Raw genomic sequence first — 21893 nt, 5'->3', positions numbered from 1 at the left:
CGACTGAGTAGCTACGCCAATTTCTTGCGTAGACGCCTACGGAACCAGAAGTAGCTTCCGATGATCACCGCTCCCTGCAGCAGCATGAGCGGCAGAAAGAACAGGTGGGTCAGGGTCCATAGCAGACACACGATTGCTGCGATCCCTAACGCCGTCCGCCCGAATCGGCTGGCTATGAAAAGTACGAGGACGAACAGCAACTGATAGAGCAGCACCGGAATGGTCAGGATCATGTGCGCGTTTACGCCGGGTTAGTGAAGTAAAGCTCGCTGCTGCGGCAGCCGGAGCACTCGTGATAGAAGCGGTTGTCGTCCTTGCGTAAGCGGGGGCTATGGCCGGGTTGGCATGTGAAGCGAATGGCTGTGTTGGCTTCGCACTGGCCGCACCTGAAGTAGTAGCCGTAGCGACCGGAGAGAACGGAACCTCCCGTTCCCCTGCAGGACTTGCAACTCGGGCCACCCGTTTGAGCTTGCGCTGGATGCGTTTCGCGCTTCTGGTTATCTCCGCGTTCCTGCGCTGCACTTCCCAAGGAGGGCTCAATCCGGAGCTTTCCGCTGCGCGTCGTCGCTGTCGCGGCCGACAGCTCCGAGCCGAGACTTTCGGTCGAGGATCCAGCAGTTGAAACCGGCTTTCCGATTACGGGCACGTGTCGGTTGGCGAGCTGGCGCGCCACGTGCTCCACCGTTTCGCTGGACACAATCTTCGCAGCGGTCTTGATCAACCCGAAAATGGGGTTCTCGGCATCGATATCTCGCCAGATTGCCTTCTTCAGCTGGTCGGTCTTAATGACCCGCGAGGCATCGAACCGTTTAGGGCGATCCACGCGTGCATTGGAAGATACGAGTACGAAGGAGTGGAATGCCGGAGTGATTCGGACGCCGAGCCGCGAAGGCAATTCAACCTGCGCCAGGACATCCCGCAGAACCTCGATGTGGCGCTCGTTCTGCTGAAGGGGAGATGGCATGCCTTGATAGGTCCGGCCGGCCCAGCGGAGGAATTCGCCGTCATCAGTGATCTTGATTCCGCTCCAGGTGTGCTTCGTTTCCAGCACATACACATCCATCCAGCGGTTGATCAGAACGTGATCGATCTGCGCAGTTCGCCCGGCATGCTCCACGCGCAGGTCATGGATGACCGCCCAGTTCGCCGAGCGCGCGTAGTCGAAATCGATGAGGTAGGCCGACTCCTTCTCGCCTTTAAGGCCCGCTTGGCGGATTCGCAACTCGTCGCTGGCGCGCTTGGCCTCGGGGCCACCGTGGTTCGCCTTCTGTTCGAGCGCGCGCAGCACATGGCTGTAGTCGTCGGCTTGCTTGATGAGCATGTACGTGTTCCCCCTTTCGGGACCAAGCATAGCCATGATTGAAAGCGTCGCGACTTGGTTTCTGCGAAACTCTCCCCGCTCCGATCGCCCCGTACTCGCGATCACCACACGCCACACGGACCGCAGATCGTGCCGCCCAGCCTGGCCGCGGACCTGGCCGGTGCCAACGCCGACCTCGCCGCGCTCGACCAGTTGCGCCCGCTGCAGGAGCACCTGCAGAAGCTGCTCTCGCTGATCGGCGACAGCATCGACCTGCTCGGCAGCGACGCGATGCACGTCGCGCTGGACGCCTACGCGCAGCTCAAGCTGTCCGGTGGCGACGCCGGCCTTGAGGAACTGCGCAAGGAGCTGGGTTCGCGCTGGTCGCAGGGCGGCCGGGCGAGGGTGGAGACCCCCACGCCGGCGCCGACCCCGACGCCCACCCCGGCCCCCACGCCGGTGCTCGATCCGGCCTGACCGCGGGTCGCCCGCAACACCGCAGAAGCCGCCTCCGGGCGGCTTTTGCATGTCTGGAGGCTGGTTTTGGGCCGTTTTGGGGCTTGAAAGACCTCCCGGAGGCCGTCCGCGACCTTGCGGAGGTCGCCGCCAGGGTCCACGAGGTCGTCGACGATGTCGCGAAGGTCTCCCGGAGACCTCCGGGAGGTCATTCGACGACCTTCGCAAAGTCTCCAATAGACCTGCGGAAGGTCTCCGGGGATGTCCGCGAGGTCGTTGGCAGACCTCCGCGACATCCTCGAAAGACCTCCGGAAGGTCTCCCGACGATGTCGCAAAGGTCTCTGGTGGACGTGCGGGAGGTCTCCTTCACGGGACGAGCGAAGCCATGGAAGGGGGCGTGGCCACACGCGCCAGTGCCCGCCGGGTTAGTCTTCCGTCCCCCCAAGCACAGAGTTGAAGCAATGAGAGCCACCGTCGTCGGTCTCGTGACGCCGCATCTGCTGCGCGTCGTCGATCTCGCCAATGAAGCCCAGAAGGGCATCAACGTGGATTGGCATCTGCGCGATGCCGTGGCCAGGTCGATGGGCGAGCTGGCCGACCAGTACAACGCGTCGTCGTTGACGGAAGCGTTCATCGACGGGCTGGAGAGCGCTGCAGGCAACGCCCCGAAAGCCCGTGTGGAGTACGTGCGCGTCCTGCAGGCCGCGGCTGACGCCGCACGGCGTCTCAAGCGCGACTGAGGGCCCGAACGGGGCGGCCAGACCGCGCACGCGCACCACCCACCCTACGTTCACGCGCCGGGGCTAGCGTGTGGTTTTCCCCGCAGGCCCGCCGCATGCCGCGCACCCCCGCACCCAAGCGCCGTTTCGCCCTGAAGGCATCCGCCGCCGGGCGAGCGCGTGCCATCGCCCGCGACACCGGTTGCGTCCGCGTCCGCGGCGCGCGCGAGCACAACCTGAGGGACGTCGACCTCGATGTCCCGCGCGACCAGCTGGTGGTGTTTTCCGGCGTGTCCGGGTCGGGCAAGTCGTCGCTGGCCTTCGGCACGATCTACGCCGAGGCGCAGCGTCGCTACTTCGAATCGGTGGCGCCGTACGCTCGGCGGTTGATCGACCAGGCAGGGGTGCCGGACGTCGATTCGATCGAGGGCCTGCCGCCGGCGATCGCCTTGCAGCAGCAGCGCGGCACCAGCAATGCGCGTTCCAGCGTCGGCAGCGTGACCACGCTGTCGAGCCTGGTGCGGATGATGTATTCCCGCGCCGGCGCGTACCCGGCCCGGCAGGCGATGCTGTACGCCGAGGACTTTTCGCCGAACACGCCGCAGGGCGCGTGCCCGCGATGCCACGGGCTGGGCCACGTGTACGAGGTCACCGAGGCGCTGATGGTGCCGGACCGCTCGCTGAGCATCCGCGAGAAGGCGATCGCCGCGTGGCCGCCGGCGTGGCACGGGCAGAACCTGCGCGACATCCTGGTCACGCTGGGCTACGACATCGACAAACCCTGGAAGGACCTGCCGAAGAAGGACCGTGACTGGATCCTGTTCACCGAGGAGACCCCGACCGTGCCGGTCTACGCCGGCTTCACCCCGGCCGAAACCCGCGCCGCGCTGCGCCGCAAGACCGAGCCCAGCTACATGGGCACCTACACGGGCGCGCGCCGCTACGTGCTGCACACGTTCGCCAACACCCATAGCGCGCTGATGAAGAAGCGCGTGTCGCGCTACCTGGAGGGCCGCCTGTGCCCGGAGTGCGACGGCAAGCGGCTCAAGCGCGAGGCGCTCTCGGTGACGTTCGCCGGCGTCGACATCGGTGAGTTCTCAGGCCTGCCGCTGGACCGGGTGGTCGAACTGCTGCAGCCGGTCGCCAACGGCAAGTTCGACGCCCACGCCGGCGGCGACACCACCAACGCCACCGCGACCAGGCGCGACCGCGCCAAACGCGCCGCTGCCAAGCGGGCCACCCACGCCGCCGCGCCCGACGTGCGCCGCACGCCGGCGATGTCCGAGGAGAAGCGCCTGGCTGCGCAGCGCCTGGCCGAGGGCGTTGTGGCACGCCTGCACGCGCTGCAGGCGCTCGGGCTCGGCTATCTGTCGCTCGACCGCGCCACGCCGACGCTGTCGCCCGGCGAGCTGCAGCGCCTGCGGCTGGCCACGCAGCTGCAATCGCACCTGTTCGGCGTGGTCTACGTGCTGGACGAGCCCTCCGCCGGCCTGCACCCGGCCGACAGCCAGGCGCTGTACGACGCGCTCGAGCAGCTGCGCGACGCCGGCAACTCGGTGTTCGTCGTCGAACACGATCTCGAACTGATGCGCCGCGCGCAGTGGCTGGTCGATGTCGGCCCCGACGCCGGCGAGCGCGGCGGGGAGGTGCTGTACAGCGGCCCGCCGGGCGGGCTCGCGAAGGTCAAGCAATCGCGTACCGCGCAGTACCTTTTTGGCACCACCCCAATGCCGGCCAGTCACGAACGCACGCCGTCCGGCTGGCTGGAGCTGCGCGGCCTGCATCGCCACAACCTGCACGGCCTGGACGCGCGCATCCCGTTGGGGGTGCTGACCGGGGTCACCGGCATCTCCGGCTCCGGCAAGTCCAGCCTGATCGCGCAGGCGCTGGCCGAACTCGTCCGCCTGCACCTCGGCCACGAGCCCGAGGACAGCGACGACGACACCCCCGACGCGCCGACGGCGATCGAACGCACGCGCGGGCACCTGGCCGGCGACGTCGACGCCGTGCAGCGGCTGGTGCAGGTCGACCAGAAGCCGATCGGCCGCACGCCGCGCTCCAACCTGGCCACCTACACCGGCCTGTTCGACCATGTGCGCAAGCTGTTCGCCGCCACGCCCGACGCGCGCCGCCGCCGCTTCGACGCCGGGCGGTTCTCGTTCAACGTCGCCAAGGGTCGCTGCGACACCTGCGAAGGCGAGGGCGTGGTAAGCGTCGAGCTCCTTTTCATGCCGAGCGTCCACGCCCCGTGTCCGGCCTGCCACGGCGCGCGCTACAACGACGCCACGCTGCAGGTGCAGTGGAACGGCCGCAACATCGCCGAGGTATTGCGCATGACGGTCGAGCAGGCCGGGGAGTTCTTTGCCGACGAAGGTGCAGTCGCGCGCCCGCTGCACCTGCTGCGCGAGATCGGTCTGGGCTACCTGCGCCTGGGCCAGCCCGCGACCGAGCTGTCCGGCGGCGAGGCGCAGCGGATCAAGCTGGCCACCGAGCTGCAGCGCAGCCAGCGCGGCCGCAGCCTGTACGTGCTCGACGAGCCCACCACCGGCCTGCACGCCGCCGACGTCGATCGCCTGGTGCTGCAGCTGCACCGCCTGGTCGAGGCCGGCAACACCGTGGTGGTGATCGAACACGAAATGCGCGTCGTTGCCCAGGCCGACTGGGTGATCGACATGGGGCCCGGGGCGGGGGAGCGGGGCGGGAACATCGTGGCGGAGGGGCGACCGGGAAAGGTGGCGAAGGTGCGGCGGAGTCGAACCGCACCGTATCTGGCCGTCGCGCTCGGGCCAACAGCATGAGGTGATCGAGGACTCAACGCCGGAGATGTGAGGGATTTCATCGCCGGGGTCACAACGCTCACGGGCGAGGTTCTACTCTCCACTGATCCAAACCGCAGCGAGATCCCCGATGACCCGTATCGCCCCCGCGCTTCCGCTCACGTTTGCGCTCACCGTGGCGCTGGCCACCGCGTCCTGCACCACCACCACGCCCGACGTTGCCGAGCCGGCCGATGGCCCGCTGCGCATCGAAGGCACCATCACCGCCATCGACCTGCAGCCGTGGAGCTACGACGGCAACGCTACCGTGCAGGTAGAGGCGGACGGGCGCGGCGAGGTGCAGGTGCAACTCCCGGCCCGCTGGAACCTGTGCAAGGCGCCGCCGGTGGACGTGCAGTCGCTGGCCGTCGGCATGCGCGTGCAGGCGGTGGGTGCGGCGTCGGGCGACGGCGGGCTGGTGGTATGCGGGGACGCGGCCCATCGTCTCCAGCCGGTGCAGTAGTGGCGCGTAACCAGGAGGCCGCCCATGCGTCGCCAACTGCTGCCGCGTGACCTCGGTTTCGAGGTCCGCCCGGGGGACGAGCCGTCGCTGTTCAAGTGGTTCCTCGCCAGCTTCCTGTTCGGCAACCGCGTCTCGCAGGAGATCGCCGCGTCCACCTGGCGCGTGCTCGTGGAGGAGCAGGGCTGCGACACGCCGGCCAGGCTCTGCCGCTTCACCCACGCCCAGCTGGTGGGGTTGCTGGGCGAGGGCGGCTATCGCCGCTATGACGAGTCCACCGCGACCCGGCTGTCGCTGCTGTGCCGGACCCTGATGGACGAGTACGGCGGACGCATCGGTGGCATCGCCGAAGCGGCGGAGGACCGCGACGACTTCGAGCGCCGCTTGCTCGCGTTCAAGGGCGTCGGGCCGGTGACGCTGGGCATCTTCATGAGCGGAGCGGGGCGGGCGTTGTTTCCGGCCCGGGGGACCTGAGGGCTTCCGGGTGCGGGCCCGTCCCGCCGTTTTTGCACCTTGGAATCCGGTGGCCGACAGGCCGGCCGCGGCACGTTGGCCGGTTTGGTACCACGAGCCGCGGAGGGTCAACCCATGGAGGCCATACAGGCGTGGGCCGCGCTAGTCGGGGTGCTGGTTTCCGTCGTGATGGTACTGGTGACGCTGGCGGGCTTCTGGTTCGTATGGCACCAGGTGGTGCTGATGCGACAGGCGATCGTGCACGACTCGCAGACCACGCTGTACCACGAGAACTTCGAATGCACCCGGGCGCTGCTGGAGATGGATGGGCTGTACCTGCACTTCCGCGCGAACCATGAATTCAGCGCCGATTTCACCCAGGGGCACTGGCTGGAACGCAAGGGCGCGGCACCCGATGCTGGCGAGCCTTGCCGGGACTGGCTCCGCGAACGGCGGCGCTACTGCAGGGCGCTGGAGCTGTCGGAGTTGTTCGCGTCCCATTTCGAGCACGTGGTGCTGCAGATGGGCACGCTGCCCAAACCCCTGCAGGACACCTGGCGCGAGTACATGCTCGACGTCTATCGCCAGAGCCCGGTGTTCCGGCAGTTCCTGTCCGATCACGCCCATTGGTACAGCGACGACCTCCATGAGGCGCTCGGATCCCGGCCCACGGCCGGGTGGCGGACGCGAAGGTCGACGATTTCGACGCGTTGATCCCTGTCGGGATTGGCGACACCGCCGGGCAGGGTCCGTGGCCGCCGCATGACCTCGTGGCCCAGCGTGCGCACCGACCTGCGCAATGCCGGTGCAGAGGTGGTCGACGAAGAGGTAGTCACCGATAAGGGCATCGTGTCCAGCCGCAAGCCGGATGATCTTCCGGCGTTCTGCAGGAAGATTCGCGGAGGGCCGGCACGCGCCGCGCAGCTGACGGAGATCGCCAGCCTTCACGAAGCCTTACGCAAACCCATGCGCAGATGCGCCGCAGGGCCGCTTCTACAGCTGTCGTTCAGTCAGGAATCCGGCTCGGGCAAGTCCACTCCATCTGCAAAAAGGGGTCACTCGATGCGCAAGTTCTCTTCCCTGGCCAAGCGCGGCCTGTACGTCCTTTCTTCGCTTCCGCTCGTTCTCGCCATGTCGGCGCATGCCGCGGCACCGTCCGATGTTTCGCCATCGGTGCGCGCCGCGATGCAGCGTGACCTCGGGCTGAGTACGGCCCAGTTGGCGCAGTACCTCAAGGTCGAACGCCTGTCGGCGCTGCAGCAGGAGCAGCTCGCCAAGGCGCAAGGTCGCAGCTATGGCGGCAGCTGGATCGAGCGCAAGCCGGACGGCAGCTTCCAGCTGGTCGTCGCGACCACGTCGATGCGTCCGCAGAAGGGCGCCGGCGATGTCGAGTTCCGCAGCGTGCGCCACGCCAAGGCGAAGCTCGACGCGTCCAAGGCGCGGCTCGACAGCCTGCTCGCGCATGGCGCCAAGGTGCCCAAGGGCGTGTACGGGTGGTACGTCGACCTGCCGAGCAATACGGTCGTGGTGACCGTCGGCAAGGGCCAGCAGCAGGCCGGCATCGATTACGTCGCCGCCAGCGGCGCAGATGCGCAGACCGTGCGCCTGGTCACCGCGGCCGAACAGCCGACCCTGCGTACCGACCTGAAGGGCGGTTTCGGCTACCTTCGCGATCCGGGAGACGGCTATCTCTACGCCTGCTCGATCGGGTTCAACGTCACCCGCAATGGCGCCCCGGCCTTCGTCACCGCGGGCCACTGCGGCGATGCCGGCGAGCCGGTGTACTACGAGCCGTCGCAGTGGACGCCGGGGCCGAAGATCGGTTCGTTCGCCGCGTCCAGCTTCCCGCAGCCCGGGCAGACCGGCAACGACTACGCCTGGGTCAGCGTGGATCCCGGCAACCCGCTGTTGCCGACGGTCTACGGTTGGGGCAGCGGTGATGCCACCGTCAACGGCAGCACCGAAGCCGCCGTCGGCGCCGCGATCTGCCGTTCCGGCCGCACGTCGGGCTGGCGCTGCGGCACGATCGAGGCCAAGAACCAGACGGTCAATTACAGCAGTGGCGAAACGATCCTCAACCTGACGCGCACGACCGCGTGTTCGGAGGGCGGGGACTCGGGCGGTTCGTTCATCACCGGTCCCGGCCAGGCCCAGGGCGTGTTGTCGGGCGGAAGCGGCAGCTGCAAGGGCAAGCAGCCCAACCGGCGCACCCGCAGCTTCTTCCAACCGCTGCTGCCGATCCTGCAGACCTACAACCTGAGTCTGGTGACTAACTGATCAGGTGCGGATGATTGTCGAAAGACGCCCCGGTTCGCCGGGGCGTCTTTTTTGGGGCTGCAGGATGCAGCGGAGGGCTGCTAACCGGCCGGCTTGCCGGTGAACACCGCCAGCTGCGCTGCGAACGCGCGCCTGTACCCAGGCCGCGCTTCGCCGCGGGTGACATAGGCGGACAGCTTCGGGTAGTCGTCCAGCAGTCCCGAGCTGCGCAGCCTGAGCAGCACCGAGACCATCATCAGGTCGCCCGCGCTGAACGCGCCGTCGAGCCACTCGGCGTCGCCCAGGCGGCTGGACAGTTGGTCCAGCCGTGTGCGGACGCGATTCTGCAGCATCGGCAGGCGCGCTTCGTACCAGGGTTTGCCGCGTTCGACGATGCCGGCCATGCTCAGTTCGACGATCGGCGGCTCCACCGTGTTGACCGCGGCGAACATCCAGGCGATCGCGCGGGCACGGGCGTTGGCGTCGTCCGGCAGCAGGCCGGCATGGCGGCCGGCGAGGTGCAACACGATCGCGCCGGATTCGAACAGGGCGAGCTCGCCTTCCTCGAACGTCGGGATCTGCCCGAACGGGTGCAGGGCCAGGTGCGCCGGCTGCTTCATCGCCTCGAACGACAGCAGGCGCACGTCGTAGGGCTGGCCCGTTTCTTCGAGCGCCCAGCGCACGCGCATGTCGCGGGCCAGGCCGCGGCCGCGGTCCGGCGAACTTTCGAAGGCGGTGATGACGGGGGGCACGCCGTTCATGGGGACGGTCAGCCGCGCCGTGCCGCTTCGATCGTGGCGATGTCGATCTTGCGCATCGTCATCATGGCGTCGAACGCGCGCTTGGCTGCCGCGCGGTCGGGGTCGGTCCACGCTTCGATCAGCGCGCGCGGAGTGATCTGCCACGACAGGCCCCATTTGTCCTTGCACCAGCCGCACTCGCTTTCCTGGCCGCCGTTGCCGACGATCGCGTTCCACAGGCGGTCGGTTTCTTCCTGGTCATCGGTCGCCACCTGGAACGAGAACGCCTCGCTGTGCTTGAACATCGGGCCGCCGTTCAGCCCCATGCAGGGGATGCCCATCACGGTGAAGTCGACGACGAGGACGTCGCCCTGCTGGCCGTCCGGGTAGTCGCCGGGCGCGTGGTGGATGGCGTCGACCGAGCTGTCGGGGAAGGTTTCGGCATAGAACGTCGCGGCCTCGAGCGCGTCGCCGTCGTACCACAGGCAGATCGTGTTCTTGGGGGTCATGCGGTGGGTCTCCTTTGGGTTGCCGACGCGGACCGAAGTGCCCGCTTGTCTTCATCGACGAACGGTGGGGGCGGGAATCGACAGTCGTCGCGTTAGCATGAGGACTCCGGTCGCCTCGGCGGCAAAACGTTCTGCCGAGGCGCCAGGCATCACTTGAGCACCATGTTCCAGTCGCTCGGGAGCTACAACTACCGGCTGTGGGCCGGTGGCGCACTGGTGTCCAACGTGGGCACCTGGATGCAGCGCATCGGGCAGGACTGGCTGGTGTTGACGGTGCTGACCGATCACAGCGCGACGGCGGTGGGGACGGTGATGGCGCTGCAGTTCGGGCCGCCGCTGCTGCTGTTGCCGCTGACCGGCTACGCCGCCGATCACTGGGATCGGCGCAAGTTGCTGCTCTACACCCAGGCCGCCGCCGGGCTGCTGGCGCTGGGCCTGGGCTTGCTGACGTTATCCGGTGCGGTTCAGCTCTGGCATGTGTACGGATTTGCGTTGTTGCTGGGCTGCGTCACCGCGTTCGACGCGCCGGCGCGGCAGGCGTTCGTGTCGGACCTGGTCAGCGATCACGACCTGGCCAACGCGGTCGCGTTGAACTCCGCCTCGTTCAACGCGGCACGGATGCTGGGGCCGGCGGTGGCGGGCGTGCTGATCGCGGCGGTCGGGGAGGGCTGGCTGTTCGTGATCAACGCGGGCTCCTACGCGGCCGTGCTGGTATCACTGTGGTGTCTGCGGGTGCACGAGCTGCATGCCGAGGCGCTGCCGGAACGCACGCGCGGCAGCCTGTTGGCGGGGTTCGGTTACGTGTGGCGGCGGCCGGACCTGATCGCGGTGCTGGTGATGCTGTTCCTGCTGGGGACGTTCGGCTTCAACTTCGCGATCTTCATTTCGACCATGTCCGTCACGGTGTTCGATGGCGACGCCAGCCAGTACGGCTTGCTGACCTCGGCGATGGCGGCGGGGACGATGTGCGGGGCGCTGCTGTCGGCGCGCCGGCCGGTGCCCGGCATGGTGTTGATGGCGGTCTCGGCGGCGGGTTTCGGTGTCAGCGTGGCGCTGGCGGCGGTGATGCCCGGGCCGGTGTCGTTCGGCGTGGTGCTGTTCTTCGTCGGGCTGGCGGCGCTGACCTTCATGACCGCCAGCAACTCGATGATGCAGCTCACCACCGAACGGGCGATGCGCGGCCGGGTGTTGGCGTTGCGGATTGCCGTGGTCATGGGCGGCACCCCGCTCGGTGCGCCGCTGGTCGGGTGGGTGGTCGATCGGTTCGGCGCGCGCTGGGCGCTGGGGATCGGTGCGCTGTCCGGTTTTGCGGCGGCCGCGGTGGCGGTGACCTATCTGGTCAGGCATCGCGATCTGAGGTTGTCGCGGGATACCGGGCGGCTGCGCCTGGCCATCCGGGCTGCTCCGGCGGATGCGACCGTCGGTCGCGCGACGGCCGGTGAGCGAGTGAAGTAAGCCTCGTTGGCGTGGGCGTCTTCGAGGGTTACCGCTGATCCAGCTCGTAATGGATCAGCACCACGCACTGTGACGCGAACAGCATCGTCCTGCCCAGCGTGATCCGCGTGACGCCCAGCCGGTCGAGGCTGTGGAAGGTCTTCTTCGGCATCGGGATGTGGTCGGTCAGCAGGAAGCAGGGGTTGCCGTCGAACGCCTGCCCGCGGATCGGCGCGCCTTTGCGGTCCATCACGAACAGCTGGTGGTCTTCAGCGAGCTCCTGCACCAGGCGCTCGAAACTCACCGTGCGCACGATCACGCCGGGTTCCACCGGTCGCGTCTCTTCCTTGCTCATTCCCCGTGAGGCGTCCAGCGCCTTGGCGATCTTGCCCAGCAGCGCCTGCTCGTTGAAGCCGCCGATGTCGTGCATGGCGTTGGCGTCGAAGCGGATCGTGCGGGAGAAGTCCTGCGTGCTTTCCAGCACCAGGTACACCACCACGTCGGGCCGGTGCGATTGGGCCACGAAGATCGCGTTCATCAGCGTGTGGGCGAGGATTTCCGCATGCGCGTCCGTGCCGACGGAGGCGAGCAGCCTGGCGCTGTCGGTAGGTGCCGCGCGGGCTCTGAGTACAAAGGTTCGCATGGGGTGATTGTCCACGAACTGCATGTCGAAATCCGACAGATGATCCAGTCCGATTTCCGGGACAATGCGCATCCCCACCGAAGCTTTTACCCCCATGCTCCCATTGCGCGTGACCCTGATCTCCCTGCTGGTTGCGGCCAACACCGTGGTCCACGTGGTGCCGTTGCTGGCGGTGGCGCTGGTCAAGGCGCTGCTGCCGTCCGACCGCCTGCGCAAGGCCAGCAATCCCGTGCTCACCGGGTTGGCGGAAAGCTGGATCGGGGTGAACAACCGGGTGCTGGACCGTTTGCTCCACACGCGTGTGCATCTGCAGGAGGATGTGGCGCTGCAGCAGAATGGCCACTACCTGGTGCTGGCCAATCACCAGAGCTGGGTGGACATCGTGGTGTTGCAGAAGGTGTTCAACCGGCGCATTCCGTTGCTGCGCTTCTTCCTGAAGCGGCAGTTGTTCTGGGTGCCGCTGCTGGGGCTGGCGTGGTGGGCGCTGGATTTCCCTTTCATGGGCCGCCACACGCCCAGGCAGATCGCGCGCCGTCCCGAACTGGCCGGGCGCGATATCGCCGCTACCCGTCGCGCCTGCGAGAAATTCCGCGAAATCCCGGTGTCGATCATGAATTTCGTCGAGGGCACGCGGTTCACGCCGGCCAAGCACGCGACGCAGGGCGCGCCGTACCGGCACCTGCTCAAGCCCAAGTCGGGCGGGGTGGCGTTCGTGCTGGACGCGATGGGCGAAGGGCTGCACGCGATCCTCGACGTCACCATCGCCTATCCCGGAGGGCGGCCGTCGATGATGGACCTGTTGGCGGATCGCGTCCCCGACATCCATGTGCACGTGCGCCAACGTCCGATCCCCGACGAATTGCTGCACGGCGACTACCAGAGCGACCGCGCCTTCCGCGTCCGGTTCCAGCAATGGATGAACGGGTTATGGCGGGAGAAGGATGCGGACGTGGCGCGGTTGCTGGAGGGCTAGGCCGGGAGGCCGGTCGCCTTGCGAACGGCTTCCTCCAACGCTGTTCGACCCGGCGGGCACGCAGAAGACATCGGCCGGGGGAAGCCCGGCCGATGTCGTTTCAGCTATGCCAGTCGGGTTACGACTTGGTCGGGGTCTCGTTTCCCGGAGCTGCATTCTTGCCCGTCTGCTGGGTCGGGGTGCCGGCGGGAGCGGCCGGATCCTTGCGCTGGTCGGTGGAGTCCTTGCCAGCCGGCGCGGCGGATTGCGGGTTCTTGTTCTTGTCGTTGTTGTTGGCGTCGTTCATGTGATGTCACCTTTGAGGTGATCCGGAAGTGCCGGATCGAGGGCGGCCGAAGCCGAAGCCCTGCCGGGGGCAGGGCGAGGAAGGCTCAGTAGGGGACGCGAACAAACGAATCAGCGGCTGAGTGCCGTTACGACTTTGCGTCGCAGTGCCAGGGAACCATGCGCCATGCGCGGTGACCGGAGCGTTACGGGATGCGCCGCCCGCGGCGGTTACTCGGACCGGGGCGTCTGCAGGTTCACGTCGCCGACCTTGTCCTCGTAGCTCTTCTTCGGGTCCACGCCCAGCAGCAGCTTCACCCCCGCCAGCAGGCTGTTCTCGTTGAGCCAGACGTGGGCATCGGCGGCGTCCATGCGCAGCAGGCGCAGTTTGGGGTCGTCCTTGCCCTGCTCGAACCAGGCGGCGATGAACGGGTTCCACAGACGCTCGATCACCGCGCGGTCGTTGTCGATGACCACGTGGCCGCTGATGGTGGCGAACAGCTCGTGATCCTTGGCAACAAACGTGGCGGTGGCGGCGTGGCCACCGCTGCCTTCCAGCGACTGTGCCAGTTCGGTGTCGCTGGCGGTGAAGAACCACAGCGGGGTGCGATCGTCCTCGGCCAGCGCGGTCATCGGTCGCGGCTCGACGCCGGTGGCACCGAGCATGACGGTGCGGTCGTCACCAAGCGCTTTCCAGAGCCTGCCCTCGAGTTCCTGGGTGTCGGCCATCGTCATCTCCTCGGGCGCGGGCCTGCAGGTGTACCTTCCGGGGCGTGATGGGGCCGGCAACACTCCATTGCTTAGTTCCCGCGCGCCAGCGCCTCCTCCACCGCGCTGAACGCCGAGCGTCCGCCGAGCCGCTCGCCCGGCATGCCGGTGGCGAACCACACCACGCCGGTGCCGCCGTCGCGGTCCAGCCACAGGCCCGATTGCAGGCCGTAGGCCGAGCCGGAGTGGCCGACGCGCGCCACGCCGTCGCCGAACGGGTCGTCGCGGCAGCCGTCCACCGGGGTGGCCAGGGTCTGCATTGCCATGCCGTAGCGGCAGAAGAAGCCCTTGCCGAGGTCGCCGGTGTCTTCTTCGAAGGTCAGACCCTGGCCGGGAGCGTATTGCCACAGCGGGGCGGCGAGTTCGCGCACGGACGCCGGCGTCAGCAGGCGCACGCCGTCGAGTTCGCCATCGCCCAGCAGCATCCGCCCGATCCGCGCCAGCCCGTTGGCCGAGATCCGCAGCCCGCCCTGCGGCGAGAACAGTGCGCCGTTGTCGCCGGGGCGCCATTGCGACAGGTCGCAACTGCCGCCCTCGGCGGCGATCACCGGGCAGTCGGGGCGGGCGCCGTGCAGATCGTCCTTGTTGGGTTGGCCGTCGCCGTCGTAGATGACCACGGCGCGGGCCACGGTGGCGTCGCTGCAGCTGGCCCAGTTGAAGCAGCCCTCGATGCCCAGCGGCTGCAACACCAGCCGATCCATCAGACGGTCGAAGCGCTCGCCGGTGGCGCGCTCCATCACCTGCGCGATCAGCGGGAAGTTGAGGTTGGTGTAGCGGAAGTAGCTGCCGGGAGCGTGGCCGGTGTCCCACGCGCGCTGGTCGTCGAGGATCTCGCGCAGCTGGCCGCCCAGTGGAGTCTGCCAGTAGCCGGCGGCGTCGGTGAGGCTGGAACGGTGCGAGAGCAGCAGCCGCAGGGTGATCGGCGTGTCGGGGTAGGCGGGATTGCGCAGCGGCCAGCCGAGCAGGGGGCCGACATCGGCGTCAAGATCCAGCGTGCCGGCCTCGACCAGTCGCATCACCCCGATCGCGGTCACCAACTTGGAGATCGAGGCGATGCGCACCGGGTCGCCCGCGGTCGCTTCGCGGCCCGTGGCCTTGTCGGCCAGGCCGTGGACATCGCTGGCGGTGATGCCGTCGCGGTCGAAAGCGACGCGCACGGTGGCGACGGGCCCGCCGGCCTGCGCGACGGAGGCCAGAAGCAGCAGGGTGGCGAGCAGGGCGATGGGAAATAATCTGGTCATGCGCCGCATGGTAGCGGCGCACGGCCAGGACCCGCAGGCAAGTCAGTCCCGGTCCGGCGCGCCCAGCGGGAAGTACGCTCGGTAAGGTCGCGCCTCGTCCACGGCGCGCTTGAACGACTGACGCGCAAGCAACCGTTCGCGGTACGCGCGGACGTGGCTGAAGCCGGGGTCGATCGGGTGCGTCCAGTCGGCGTAGAAAAGGAACGGCGCCGCACCGCAGTCGGCCAGCGAGAACGCGCCGGCGGCGGCCCACTCGCGCGTCGCCATGTGCTCGTCCAGCCAGGCGTAGGCGGTCTCCAGCATCGTGCGCGCATCGGCGACGCCACGCGGGTCGCGTTCATCCTCGGGCCGCAGGCGGTCGAAGACGAACTTCTGCTGCGGGGTGGAAATGTAGTTGTCGAAGAAGCGGTCGAGCATCCGTACTTCGAGCGCGGCGTCGGGATCGGCCGGGATCAGTTTCACCGGCCCGGGGTGGTGCAGGTCGAGGTATTCGATGACGCTGGTCGCCTCGATCACGGTGCGCCCGCCATCGACCAGCACCGGGAAGCGCCGCATCGGCCACAACGCTGCCAACTCCTCGTTGGGCTGGGCGTCCTCCAGATTGCGATAGTCGAACGGGGTCCGGTTCTCGTACAGCGCGATCAGCGCCTTCTGGCTGTAGGAGGAGAACGGGTGGGCGTACAGGCGGGGAAGGGCAGCGGTCATGCGGGGCTCCGGGTGGGTTTGCCTGTGCGACGAACGGACGGGGCGCGGTTCGACATTCTCCGAGTGCGCTCGACTTCGCCATGACTTCACGCAGGCCCCATCGTCCCTTCATCGATGCGCGAGAAGCTCCAGCTACGGAGTCCACTTCGCGGAGGCAGATCATGACAACCACTTCCACTTCCCCCCGTCGCGGTCGCAACCGGTTGCGTCCTTTCATCTGGGGCGCCGCGGCGGTCCTGCTGCTCCTGCCCGCGCTGGCGATGCAGTTTACCGGCGAGGTGGATTGGGACGGTGCGGATTTCGTCGTCATGGGCCTCATGCTGGCGACCGCCTGCGGGCTGTACGAGCTGGCCGCGTGGCTGAGCGGCAACACCGCCTACCGTGCAGCGTTCGGGATCGCGTTGGTGGCCGGTTTCCTGACGGTCTGGGTGAACCTGGCCGTCGGCATGTTCGGCAGCGAGGGCCATCCGCTCAACCTGATGTTCGGCGGGGTGTTGTTGCTGGCGGCGCTGGGTGCGCTGCTGGCGAGGTTTCGGGCCCACGGGATGGCTTGGGCGATGGGCGCGACGGCGGTGGCGCAGTTGCTCGCCGCCGGTGTCGGTCTGGCGGTCGGCGTATCGGTCGGCACCGACGAGCAGGGCGGTCCGCCGCTGGCCCGGGAGGCGCTGCTGACGGCGTGCTTCGCGTTGCCGTGGCTCGCGTCGGCCATGCTGTTTCGCAAGGCCGCGGACACGGAAGCGGCCGCGGATGCGATGACATGAACCGGGGTGCAAGCGGGGTCGGAAAGCGTTAAGAAGACCACCTGCCTGTTTCACCTTCCGGACCCCGCGATGATCACCTGCGTTGTGCATTACACGATCGACCCTGCCGAGACCGAGGCTTTCGAACGCTTCGCGCAGGAATGGATGCGCCTGGTCAACAAGCACGAAGGGCGGCACCACGGGTATTTCCTGCCGGCCGAAGGCGCGAGCGACTTGGCGCTGGCCTTGTTCACCTTCGACAGCCTGGCCAGCTACGAGCACTACCGGACGTTGTTCGGTCGTGATCCGGAGTTCATCGCCGCCGACCGGATCCGCGACGAGTCCGGTTGCGTGCTTCGCTACGAGCGTACGTTCATGCGTCCGCTGCTGCCGGAAGTAGTCGGCGAAGACAGCTGACACGCGCTGTCACGGATCGACCCGCCCGTGCGTCCTGGCCATGTGTTGACCGAGAATCCGACCATGGACACCGCCACCGACCTGTTCGAACACCACCGCTCGCGCCTCTTCGGCCTGGCCTACCGCATGCTCGGCACGCCCGCCGACGCCGAGGACGTGTTGCACGACGCCTGGTTGCGGCTGCACGCCCAGGAACTGGCCGCGCTCGACGATCCGGAGGCCTGGCTGGTCACCGTGACCACGCGCCTGGCGCTGGACCGCCTGCGCCGCGCCAAGGCCGAGCGCGAGCACTACACCGGTCCGTGGTTGCCGGAGCCGCTGGTGCCCGATGCCGAGCATCCCGATGCCGCGCTCGAGCGTGGCGAATCGCTGACGTTGTCGTTCCTGCTGCTGCTCGAACGGCTGAGCCCGGAGGAGCGCGCCGCGTTCCTGTTGCGCGAGGTGTTCGACTACAGCCACGCCGAGGCGGCCGCGATCCTGGAGATCACCGAGGACGCCTGCCGCCAGCGCGTGCATCGGGCCAGGACGCGCCTGCGCCAGGGTCGCCCGCGTTTCCACGTCGACGAGTCGGCGCAGCGACGGTTGCTGCAGCGCTTCGTCGTCGCGATGGCCGAGCCCACGCTCGACTCGTTGCGGGCGCTGTTCGCCGAGGACGCGGTCCATATCAGCGACGGCGGCGGCGTCGCGCGCGCCACGCTGCGTCCCTTGCACGGCGCCGACCGCCTTGCGCGGTTGTACCTGCAGCTCGGACGCAACCTGGGTGGACCGGGCGTGCGCTACGAGCCGGTGACACTCAACGGTGAGCCGGCGCTGTTCCTGCACGACGGCGACGCGCTGATCGCGGCGATGTGGGTCGAGTGCGACGGCGATCGCATCACCGCGATCCACGCGCTGCGCCACCCCCGCAAGTTGGCCCGGCTGCTGGCTGTCACGAAACCGGCGGCGTCTGCGTCCTTGCATTGAAACGGCCAATTCCGGCCGCTCATCGCAGGAGTTTTTCCCATGACCCGTTTTTCCATTCAACGCCACTACGCCGCCATGCAGCCGCTGATCGCCCTCAGCCAGGGCGTCCACACCGCGGGACGGCTGGAGCCGGCGTTGATCGAACTGGTGCTGATGCGTGTCTCGCAGATCAACGGCTGCGCCTATTGCCTCGACATGCACAGCAAGGATGCCCGCGCCGCGGGCGAGACCGAGCAACGCCTGTACATGCTGCCGGCGTGGCGCGAGACGAAGGCGTACAGCGAGCGTGAGCAGATCGCGCTGGCCTGGGCCGAGGAACTGACCGAACTCGCTTCGCACGAGGCGGTGTCCGACGTGCTGTACGAGCGGGCGCGGCAGCAGTTCGAGGAAGCCGAGCTGGTCGACCTGACGATGCTGGTGGTCGCGATCAACGGCTTCAACCGGATCAACATCGCGGCGCGGACGATCGGCGGGAGTTACAAGCCGGGGGCGCATTGATCCCCGGCTTACTGGGGTGACGTGTGCTACCTGGAGATGCCTGACACACCGCTCTTGGCGCCGCCAAGGATGCGCTGGGCGTTCTCCCAGCGGATCTTGCGCTTTTCCTCGTCGGTGAGGTCGAGCTTTTCCAGCGCTTCGAGGGTCTTCCCCAGCGACAACTGCGGGAAGTCGGAGCCGAGCAGGACGTTGTCGATGCCGACGTTGCGCAGCGTCCAGACGAACTCATCCTCGATCGGCGAGTCGGCCGCCAGCAGGATCGTCGCCGAGAGGTCGAAGTGGATGTTGTCGGCCATCAGGCCCTCGGCGGTGTTCGCCAGCGGCAGCACGTTCCAGAAGCGGAAACCCAGGCCGCCAAGGTGGTTGAACACGAAGTGCGTTTTCGGCGCGCGGATCGCCAGGTTGAACAGCGCCTGGCTGTCGCCGGCCAAGATGTTGGCGTTGTCGACGAGGACCACGAAGCCGAGCTCGCCGGCACGCTTGCACAGCGCCAGCACCCGCGGGTCGGCCGGATCGAACGCCTGGGTGTGCGGGTGCAGCTTGATCACGTGCACGCCGAGTCCTGCCAGACGTTCGAGCTCGGCCAACGCGGCGGCGCCGTCGTAGGGATGCACGGTGGCGATCGGCATCAGTTTCGGGTGATCGGCCGCCAGCGCGACCAGTTGATCGTTGTTGCTGCGCATTTCCGCCAACCGGCCGTGTTGGGCCATGTGGTTGCCGCCCTGGATCGCGCCGATCCGGTCGACCTGCGTGCCGGCGGCCTCGGCGGCATCGAGGTACTGCTGCAGGGAGGTTTCGAATTCCCACAGGTGGACATGCGCATCGAAGACCTTGTCCCGCGCCAGTGCCGGAGCGCAGGCGGTGAACAGCAGCAGGGCGAAAATTGGAGCCGCTCGTTTCATGTGGATGCCTGTGGACGGACCGGCAGGAGCATAACCAATCCGCCGCGCATCGGACGCAGCACAGGCCCGGACGGCCAGCCGCAGGGGCGTAAATTGACGCCGCGTTCAACCGCGCTGCGACATCGTGAGCCGATGAAACCGAAGATCAACGCCCGACATGTCCTGCTCTGCGTCTTCGTGCTGGCGCTGGCCTCCTGCACTTCGCCGGAAACCCCGATCGAAAGTGCAACGGGTGCGGACACAAGCACCGGCGACCAAACCGGTCCGGCCGAGCCGCCGGCGCCGCAGGTGGAGCCGACCGGCGTGATACCTGCACCGGCCGATGTCGAGGGCACCACGACGGGCGGCGATGGATCGCCGATCAGGCTCGAGGGATTGACCCCGGCGCAGGTGGAAGACGCCGGCTTGCCGGGCGAACTGGCCTGCAGCTTTATCGATGCCGACGACGCCGTGTTGTTGCTGGCCCGTGCCGATGTGCTGCCGGATGGCCCGGTCCGGGGGGTGGTGAACCACAGCGGTTATGCCGAGCTGCTCGGCAATGGCCGGGCGGGTGGCTTCAACGACCTCGCCGACGGCATCACCCTGTCCGGCAAGGGGCTGACCGTGGTGTTGGACCGCGGCGAAGCCGAGCCCACCGGTGACGAATCGACCCGCCATGCCGCCACCCTCAAGGTGCAACGCGCGGATGGCGCCGAACGGACCTGGAGCGGCACGCTGGCCTGCGGGCCCTGAGCCGGCGAGCGGCCGCACCGTCGCGTCGCGTCAGCGTCGATAATCGTCGCTTCTTCGTCGTGTCGCATCACCACATGTCCATCGTCCTCACCGATTTCGCCCGCTCCCGTCTGTTCCGCGAGCAGCGCCGCAACACCATCCAGGACTGCACGCCGGAGCAGTTCGAGCGCCATCTCGACGAGGTTCCGCCGCTGCGGGTGCTCGACGGCTATGCGCCGTTCTGCAAGCTGCACGTGCATCGCAACTGGACGTCGACGCGCTGCCTGGCAGTGCCGGTCACCGACGGCAACCGACACCTGCTGCGCTCGGACTACGAGGCACGCAGCCGCGACGAGCTGCCGGTGCTGGTGCGGTGGTTCGAAGGGATGGAACCGCCGATCGCGGCGTACCTGATCGTCATCCTCTACAGCCGCGAGCAACTGGCGAAGGAAGGCACCGCGATCACCGCCGACTGGGGCGTGGTCGGCTGCATGTACACCGCCGAGCCGGAGGAGACCCCGATGGCGCCGATCACGATGATGCGCAATGCGCTTGGCGTGGAGGAGGGCGGTTCCGGCGTGCCGCTGGATCGCGAGGCGTATGCACGCAGCGCGGAGTTCTGGCGCAGGCACGCGAACTGGCGCTGACGGTTTGCCTGCGCTCAACCGATCCGCGGCATGGCGCATCCGACGACGGAAACCTCTGGCAGGGATGATGGCGGCGGCCTCCGAGGGCTTCAGCGCGAAATCCGGTGTCCGTGCCCTTCCATGATCCGCAGCACTTCGTCGACTGGCAGCGCGGGTACTTCATGGCCGTCGCGGCCGATCATGGTTTCCGCGTGGAACAGCGAGTTGAGGATGGCTTCCTCGGTCGCCTCGATGGTGGCCAGGAACAGCGGCGATATCGCGTCGTTGCGCAGCACGGCGACCTGTTGCAGCGGGCTGCGGGATTCGTAAGGCACGCGCACCGACTCGTTGGATGAAAAGGCGATGACATAGTCGCCGCTGCCGTTGGATGCGATGCCGCCGGTGCGGGCCAGGCCGAGCATCGCTCGCTTGGCCAGCCGCTTGAGGTTGCGCGAGTCCAGTGGGGCGTCGGTGGCGACGATGATCATGCAGGAGCCGTCGGGCGAGCCATTTAGCTCGTCGCTCAGGTAATGCTTGCCCAGCACCTTGCCGACGGGCACGCCGGCGATGCTCAGCACGCCGCCAAAGTTGGTCTGCACCAGCACGCCGACGGTATGTCCGCCGAGCTTGCCGGGCAGCTTGCGCGACGAGGTGCCGATGCCGCCTTTGAAGCCGAACGCGACCGTCCCGGTGCCGGCGCCGACGCTGCCCTGTTCGACCTTGCCACCACTCGCCGACTCGATGGCCGCCAGCACGTGCGCCTTGCCGACGTGGCGGCCACGGATGTCGTTGAGGTAGCCGTCGTTGGTCTCGCCCACCACGGCATTGACCGAGCGCACCTCACCGTTGTCGGGAAAGGCGAGGGCATGGTCGATCAGCGCATCCATCGCGACTGGCACGTTGAGGGTGTTGGTCAGCACGATCGGCGTCTCGAGGGTGCCGAGTTCTTCGACCTGGGTCGATCCGGCCAGCTTGCCGAAACCGTTGCCCACGTAGACCGCGGCGGGAACCTTGTCCCGGAACAGGTTTCCGCCATGCGGCAGTATCGCGGTGGCGCCGGTGCGGACGTCGTCGCCGCGGATGATCGTCGTGTGGCCGACCGCCACGCCGGGTACGTCGGTGATCGCGTTCCATTGGCCTGGTTGCAGCACGCCGATGGCGATGCCGTGATCGCGCAGGTCCCTGTGCCGGGCGTGGGTGGGCAACCCGATGGACAGCAGCAGGACGATGGCAAGCAGGCGGATGATCATGACCGGACCTCATGCAGCAATGCGTAGCGGCCGACGATAGCCGGGATC

26 protein-coding genes and 1 pseudogene are annotated in these 21893 nt (G+C 67.8%); 16 read left to right on the top strand and 11 right to left on the bottom strand.

The window, feature by feature from the left end:
• Window positions 1–11: 11 nt before the first annotated feature.
• Window positions 12–233, bottom strand: coding sequence for a hypothetical protein (locus SNE34_RS03830; RefSeq protein WP_332614890.1), 222 nt, complete (start codon window positions 231–233; stop codon window positions 12–14).
• 8 nt (window positions 234–241) lie between these two features.
• On the bottom strand, window positions 242–1321 hold the full coding sequence (locus SNE34_RS03825; RefSeq protein ID WP_332614888.1) for a nuclease-related domain-containing protein: 1080 nt from the start codon (window positions 1319–1321) through the stop codon (window positions 242–244).
• Between the two features lie 129 nt (window positions 1322–1450).
• Here SNE34_RS03825 and SNE34_RS03820 point away from each other — a divergent pair, with 129 nt between their 5' ends.
• From SNE34_RS03820 to SNE34_RS03785, 8 genes and pseudogenes are all read left to right on the top strand, one after another.
• Complete coding sequence (locus tag SNE34_RS03820) at window positions 1451–1777, top strand: hypothetical protein (protein ID WP_332614886.1); 327 nt, start codon at window positions 1451–1453, stop codon at window positions 1775–1777.
• A gap of 441 nt (window positions 1778–2218) precedes the next feature.
• On the top strand, window positions 2219–2497 hold the full coding sequence (locus SNE34_RS03815; protein WP_332614883.1) for a hypothetical protein: 279 nt from the start codon (window positions 2219–2221) through the stop codon (window positions 2495–2497).
• Between the two features lie 95 nt (window positions 2498–2592).
• Window positions 2593–5274: an excinuclease ABC subunit UvrA gene (locus SNE34_RS03810; RefSeq protein ID WP_332614881.1), complete on the top strand. Its 2682-nt coding sequence runs from the start codon at window positions 2593–2595 to the stop codon at window positions 5272–5274.
• Window positions 5275–5383: 109 nt separating this feature from the next.
• Window positions 5384–5755, top strand: coding sequence for a hypothetical protein (locus SNE34_RS03805; RefSeq protein WP_332614879.1), 372 nt, complete (start codon window positions 5384–5386; stop codon window positions 5753–5755).
• A gap of 24 nt (window positions 5756–5779) precedes the next feature.
• Entirely contained in the window at window positions 5780–6226 is a 447-nt protein-coding gene (locus SNE34_RS03800) for an HhH-GDP family DNA glycosylase (RefSeq protein WP_332614878.1), read from the top strand.
• Between the two features lie 114 nt (window positions 6227–6340).
• The gene (locus SNE34_RS03795) at window positions 6341–6919 is read left to right on the top strand and encodes a hypothetical protein (RefSeq protein WP_332614876.1); all 579 of its coding nucleotides are present in this window, start codon (window positions 6341–6343) and stop codon (window positions 6917–6919) included.
• Window positions 6920–6952: 33 nt separating this feature from the next.
• Window positions 6953–7102, top strand: a pseudogene (locus tag SNE34_RS03790) (DJ-1/PfpI family protein); the annotation flags it as partial.
• A 165-nt stretch (window positions 7103–7267) separates the two neighbouring features.
• Complete coding sequence (locus tag SNE34_RS03785; protein ID WP_332615677.1) at window positions 7268–8482, top strand: S1 family peptidase; 1215 nt, start codon at window positions 7268–7270, stop codon at window positions 8480–8482.
• 80 nt (window positions 8483–8562) lie between these two features.
• Here SNE34_RS03785 and SNE34_RS03780 read toward each other — a convergent pair whose 3' ends face one another.
• Window positions 8563–9213 carry a glutathione S-transferase family protein gene (locus SNE34_RS03780; protein WP_332615676.1) on the bottom strand — a complete coding sequence of 217 codons (651 nt, stop codon included), beginning with the start codon at window positions 9211–9213 and terminating at the stop codon, window positions 8563–8565.
• A 17-nt stretch (window positions 9214–9230) separates the two neighbouring features.
• Window positions 9231–9710 carry a VOC family protein gene (locus tag SNE34_RS03775; protein ID WP_332614875.1) on the bottom strand — a complete coding sequence of 160 codons (480 nt, stop codon included), beginning with the start codon at window positions 9708–9710 and terminating at the stop codon, window positions 9231–9233.
• Window positions 9711–9872: 162 nt separating this feature from the next.
• Here SNE34_RS03775 and SNE34_RS03770 point away from each other — a divergent pair, with 162 nt between their 5' ends.
• Complete coding sequence (locus tag SNE34_RS03770; RefSeq protein ID WP_332615674.1) at window positions 9873–11165, top strand: MFS transporter; 1293 nt, start codon at window positions 9873–9875, stop codon at window positions 11163–11165.
• A 28-nt stretch (window positions 11166–11193) separates the two neighbouring features.
• On the opposite strand, the gene trmY is transcribed toward SNE34_RS03770, so the two are convergent.
• Window positions 11194–11859, bottom strand: a complete 666-nt coding sequence (gene trmY / locus SNE34_RS03765) for a tRNA (pseudouridine(54)-N(1))-methyltransferase TrmY (protein ID WP_332614873.1) — start codon at window positions 11857–11859, stop codon at window positions 11194–11196.
• 22 nt (window positions 11860–11881) lie between these two features.
• Here trmY and SNE34_RS03760 point away from each other — a divergent pair, with 22 nt between their 5' ends.
• Window positions 11882–12760, top strand: a complete 879-nt coding sequence (locus tag SNE34_RS03760; RefSeq protein WP_332614871.1) for a 1-acylglycerol-3-phosphate O-acyltransferase, YihG family — start codon at window positions 11882–11884, stop codon at window positions 12758–12760.
• Between the two features lie 118 nt (window positions 12761–12878).
• Here SNE34_RS03760 and SNE34_RS03755 read toward each other — a convergent pair whose 3' ends face one another.
• From SNE34_RS03755 to SNE34_RS03740, 4 genes are all read right to left on the bottom strand, one after another.
• Window positions 12879–13046: a hypothetical protein gene (locus tag SNE34_RS03755; protein WP_332614869.1), complete on the bottom strand. Its 168-nt coding sequence runs from the start codon at window positions 13044–13046 to the stop codon at window positions 12879–12881.
• A gap of 209 nt (window positions 13047–13255) precedes the next feature.
• Window positions 13256–13753, bottom strand: coding sequence for a pyridoxamine 5'-phosphate oxidase family protein (locus SNE34_RS03750; RefSeq protein ID WP_332614867.1), 498 nt, complete (start codon window positions 13751–13753; stop codon window positions 13256–13258).
• A gap of 71 nt (window positions 13754–13824) precedes the next feature.
• Window positions 13825–15033: a serine hydrolase domain-containing protein gene (locus SNE34_RS03745; protein WP_332614865.1), complete on the bottom strand. Its 1209-nt coding sequence runs from the start codon at window positions 15031–15033 to the stop codon at window positions 13825–13827.
• A gap of 42 nt (window positions 15034–15075) precedes the next feature.
• Window positions 15076–15738 carry a glutathione S-transferase family protein gene (locus SNE34_RS03740; RefSeq protein WP_332614863.1) on the bottom strand — a complete coding sequence of 221 codons (663 nt, stop codon included), beginning with the start codon at window positions 15736–15738 and terminating at the stop codon, window positions 15076–15078.
• Between the two features lie 161 nt (window positions 15739–15899).
• Between SNE34_RS03740 and SNE34_RS03735 the strand changes: the two genes are divergently transcribed.
• The 4 genes from SNE34_RS03735 (at window position 15900) to SNE34_RS03720 (ending at window position 18356) form a co-directional block, all read left to right on the top strand.
• Window positions 15900–16499, top strand: coding sequence for a hypothetical protein (locus SNE34_RS03735; protein ID WP_332614862.1), 600 nt, complete (start codon window positions 15900–15902; stop codon window positions 16497–16499).
• Between the two features lie 69 nt (window positions 16500–16568).
• Entirely contained in the window at window positions 16569–16895 is a 327-nt protein-coding gene (locus tag SNE34_RS03730; protein ID WP_332614860.1) for an NIPSNAP family protein, read from the top strand.
• A gap of 63 nt (window positions 16896–16958) precedes the next feature.
• Window positions 16959–17858 (top strand): RNA polymerase sigma factor SigJ, encoded by a 900-nt coding sequence (gene sigJ, locus SNE34_RS03725; RefSeq protein WP_332614858.1) that lies wholly within the window; start codon window positions 16959–16961, stop codon window positions 17856–17858.
• A gap of 39 nt (window positions 17859–17897) precedes the next feature.
• Window positions 17898–18356, top strand: a complete 459-nt coding sequence (locus SNE34_RS03720) for a carboxymuconolactone decarboxylase family protein (protein ID WP_332614856.1) — start codon at window positions 17898–17900, stop codon at window positions 18354–18356.
• A gap of 26 nt (window positions 18357–18382) precedes the next feature.
• Here SNE34_RS03720 and SNE34_RS03715 read toward each other — a convergent pair whose 3' ends face one another.
• Window positions 18383–19258 (bottom strand): amidohydrolase family protein, encoded by an 876-nt coding sequence (locus tag SNE34_RS03715; RefSeq protein WP_332614854.1) that lies wholly within the window; start codon window positions 19256–19258, stop codon window positions 18383–18385.
• 132 nt (window positions 19259–19390) lie between these two features.
• Between SNE34_RS03715 and SNE34_RS03710 the strand changes: the two genes are divergently transcribed.
• Both SNE34_RS03710 and SNE34_RS03705 read left to right on the top strand, forming a co-directional pair.
• Window positions 19391–19990: a hypothetical protein gene (locus SNE34_RS03710; protein WP_332614852.1), complete on the top strand. Its 600-nt coding sequence runs from the start codon at window positions 19391–19393 to the stop codon at window positions 19988–19990.
• A 74-nt stretch (window positions 19991–20064) separates the two neighbouring features.
• A complete protein-coding gene (locus tag SNE34_RS03705) occupies window positions 20065–20616 on the top strand; it encodes a DUF3228 family protein (RefSeq protein WP_332614850.1) in 552 nt (183 codons plus the stop codon).
• An 89-nt stretch (window positions 20617–20705) separates the two neighbouring features.
• On the opposite strand, the gene SNE34_RS03700 is transcribed toward SNE34_RS03705, so the two are convergent.
• The gene (locus SNE34_RS03700) at window positions 20706–21845 is read right to left on the bottom strand and encodes a DmpA family aminopeptidase (RefSeq protein ID WP_332614848.1); all 1140 of its coding nucleotides are present in this window, start codon (window positions 21843–21845) and stop codon (window positions 20706–20708) included.
• Between the last annotated feature and the right edge of the window lie 48 nt (window positions 21846–21893).

Source organism: Novilysobacter erysipheiresistens (genome assembly GCF_036663935.1).
In the GTDB taxonomy this organism is placed as follows: Bacteria; Pseudomonadota; Gammaproteobacteria; order Xanthomonadales; family Xanthomonadaceae; genus Novilysobacter; species Novilysobacter erysipheiresistens.
Note: the sequence above shows the minus strand (reverse complement) of the source record. Positions and strands in the feature narration are given on the sequence as shown.

Coding starts and splice junctions, on each gene's coding strand:
- SNE34_RS03830 (WP_332614890.1), bottom strand. CDS start 233: ATGATCCTGACCATTCCGGTGCTGCTCTATCAGTTGCTGTTCGTCCTC.
- SNE34_RS03825 (WP_332614888.1), bottom strand. CDS start 1,321: ATGCTCATCAAGCAAGCCGACGACTACAGCCATGTGCTGCGCGCGCTC.
- SNE34_RS03815 (WP_332614883.1), top strand. CDS start 2,219: ATGAGAGCCACCGTCGTCGGTCTCGTGACGCCGCATCTGCTGCGCGTC.
- SNE34_RS03810 (WP_332614881.1), top strand. CDS start 2,593: ATGCCGCGCACCCCCGCACCCAAGCGCCGTTTCGCCCTGAAGGCATCC.
- SNE34_RS03805 (WP_332614879.1), top strand. CDS start 5,384: ATGACCCGTATCGCCCCCGCGCTTCCGCTCACGTTTGCGCTCACCGTG.
- SNE34_RS03800 (WP_332614878.1), top strand. CDS start 5,780: ATGCGTCGCCAACTGCTGCCGCGTGACCTCGGTTTCGAGGTCCGCCCG.
- SNE34_RS03795 (WP_332614876.1), top strand. CDS start 6,341: ATGGAGGCCATACAGGCGTGGGCCGCGCTAGTCGGGGTGCTGGTTTCC.
- SNE34_RS03785 (WP_332615677.1), top strand. CDS start 7,268: ATGCGCAAGTTCTCTTCCCTGGCCAAGCGCGGCCTGTACGTCCTTTCT.
- SNE34_RS03775 (WP_332614875.1), bottom strand. CDS start 9,710: ATGACCCCCAAGAACACGATCTGCCTGTGGTACGACGGCGACGCGCTC.
- SNE34_RS03770 (WP_332615674.1), top strand. CDS start 9,873: ATGTTCCAGTCGCTCGGGAGCTACAACTACCGGCTGTGGGCCGGTGGC.
- trmY (WP_332614873.1), bottom strand. CDS start 11,859: ATGCGCATTGTCCCGGAAATCGGACTGGATCATCTGTCGGATTTCGAC.
- SNE34_RS03760 (WP_332614871.1), top strand. CDS start 11,882: ATGCTCCCATTGCGCGTGACCCTGATCTCCCTGCTGGTTGCGGCCAAC.
- SNE34_RS03755 (WP_332614869.1), bottom strand. CDS start 13,046: ATGAACGACGCCAACAACAACGACAAGAACAAGAACCCGCAATCCGCC.
- SNE34_RS03750 (WP_332614867.1), bottom strand. CDS start 13,753: ATGGCCGACACCCAGGAACTCGAGGGCAGGCTCTGGAAAGCGCTTGGT.
- SNE34_RS03745 (WP_332614865.1), bottom strand. CDS start 15,033: ATGACCAGATTATTTCCCATCGCCCTGCTCGCCACCCTGCTGCTTCTG.
- SNE34_RS03740 (WP_332614863.1), bottom strand. CDS start 15,738: ATGACCGCTGCCCTTCCCCGCCTGTACGCCCACCCGTTCTCCTCCTAC.
- SNE34_RS03735 (WP_332614862.1), top strand. CDS start 15,900: ATGACAACCACTTCCACTTCCCCCCGTCGCGGTCGCAACCGGTTGCGT.
- SNE34_RS03730 (WP_332614860.1), top strand. CDS start 16,569: ATGATCACCTGCGTTGTGCATTACACGATCGACCCTGCCGAGACCGAG.
- sigJ (WP_332614858.1), top strand. CDS start 16,959: ATGGACACCGCCACCGACCTGTTCGAACACCACCGCTCGCGCCTCTTC.
- SNE34_RS03720 (WP_332614856.1), top strand. CDS start 17,898: ATGACCCGTTTTTCCATTCAACGCCACTACGCCGCCATGCAGCCGCTG.
- SNE34_RS03715 (WP_332614854.1), bottom strand. CDS start 19,258: ATGAAACGAGCGGCTCCAATTTTCGCCCTGCTGCTGTTCACCGCCTGC.
- SNE34_RS03710 (WP_332614852.1), top strand. CDS start 19,391: ATGAAACCGAAGATCAACGCCCGACATGTCCTGCTCTGCGTCTTCGTG.
- SNE34_RS03705 (WP_332614850.1), top strand. CDS start 20,065: ATGTCCATCGTCCTCACCGATTTCGCCCGCTCCCGTCTGTTCCGCGAG.
- SNE34_RS03700 (WP_332614848.1), bottom strand. CDS start 21,845: ATGATCATCCGCCTGCTTGCCATCGTCCTGCTGCTGTCCATCGGGTTG.